This window comes from Streptomyces sp. NPDC053513 (assembly GCF_044544765.1).
In the GTDB taxonomy this organism is placed as follows: domain Bacteria; phylum Actinomycetota; class Actinomycetes; order Streptomycetales; family Streptomycetaceae; genus Streptomyces; species Streptomyces litmocidini.
Genome location: NZ_JBITXP010000062.1, coordinates 1 through 1,191, shown reverse-complemented (window position 1 = coordinate 1,191; position 1,191 = coordinate 1). Strand labels below are relative to the sequence as shown.

Genomic DNA, 1,191 nt, shown 5'->3' with positions numbered 1-1,191 from the left:
ACTAGAGCGTGTCTCCTTGACCGGTGATTCTCGTGGTGGGGCTGGTTAGTCTGCTGCGATGACGGACAGCGAGCTGGTCGTTGACCTGCGGGGTCGGCTGATCGAGACACTCAACGACTTCTGGGACGCGGTGAGCGAGCCGTGCGGACTGCCAGAGTGGTTCGGCCGGAACCTGGACGCGTGGTCGGACACGATTGAGACCCGGGGCATCTCCGAGGTGATCGACAGTCACGACGTCCTGATCGTGCATGTCGACCAGCGGGGTCTCTTCGACGGGCACCGGCAGGAGGCCGACGTCCTGGCCGGCATCTTTGACGGAGAACAAAACCAGCTCATTGTTCATGGGCAGGCCTGACGAATCCTTCGGACGTCTGGCTCAGCGCCGGCTCCAAATGAGGATGGCGGCAAAGTGGAGTGCGGCCTGGTAGGCGATAGCGAGCTTGTCCGTTCGCATGGCCAGGCCGCGCCACTGCTTGAGCCGGTTGATGCACCGTTCGACCGCGTTGCGCTGCTTGTATGCCTCGGCGTCGAAGGCCGGCGGTCGGCCGCCGGCACTGCCTCGCCGCAGCCGGTGGCCGATCTGGTCGGAGGGCTGGGGGATGACAGCGCGGATTCCGCGTCGGCGGAGGTGACTTCGGATCGCGCGGGATGAGTACGCACGGTCCGCCAGGACGGCATCAGGCCGGGTCCTCGGTCTCCCCGGTCCGCTTCGCGGAACGCGGATGGTGACCATGACGGTCTCGAAGGCTGGAGCATCACCCGCCTGGCCTGCGGTGACGCGGAGGGCCAGGGGCCGTGCACGGGCGTCGCTGGCGAGGTGGACCTTCGTGCTCAGGCCGCCGCGCGAGCGTCCGAGTGCATGGTCGTCGGGTTCGGCCCGACCTGGAGCCCCCTTTTTCTGGCGCCGGCGGAATGCTGGTGAGCCCGGCAGACGGTGGAGTCCACCGACACGGTCCAGCCGATGTCGTCAGCGTCGTCGGCCGCTGCCAGGACCGCGGCAAGGATGCGTTCCCAGGTGCCGTCCACAGCCCACCTGATCAAGCGTTTGTGGGCGGTCTGGAACGAGCCGAGCTCGTCGGGCAGGTCCCGCCAGGGCGAGCAGGTGCGGTACTTCCACGCGATGGCCTCCAGGGTTCGGCGGTGATCGGCCCACCGTCGACCGCGGACCGGATCGGCTGGCATCAGCGGCTC

The 1,191-nt window shown here is 67.8% G+C and carries 2 protein-coding genes; one reads left to right on the top strand and one right to left on the bottom strand.

The window, feature by feature from the left end; genetic code table 11:
• The first annotated feature begins 58 nt into the window (after positions 1-58).
• Positions 59-355: a barstar family protein gene (locus ACIGW4_RS38130; RefSeq protein WP_399586325.1), complete on the top strand. Its 297-nt coding sequence runs from the start codon at positions 59-61 to the stop codon at positions 353-355.
• A gap of 21 nt (positions 356-376) precedes the next feature.
• Here ACIGW4_RS38130 and ACIGW4_RS38125 read toward each other — a convergent pair.
• A protein-coding gene (locus ACIGW4_RS38125) for an IS5 family transposase (protein ID WP_399586324.1) occupies positions 377-1,191 on the bottom strand; the annotation gives its coding sequence in 2 pieces (ribosomal slippage) (positions 377-885 and positions 885-1,191; 816 coding nt annotated over the 2 pieces). This gene is flagged as partial in the annotation.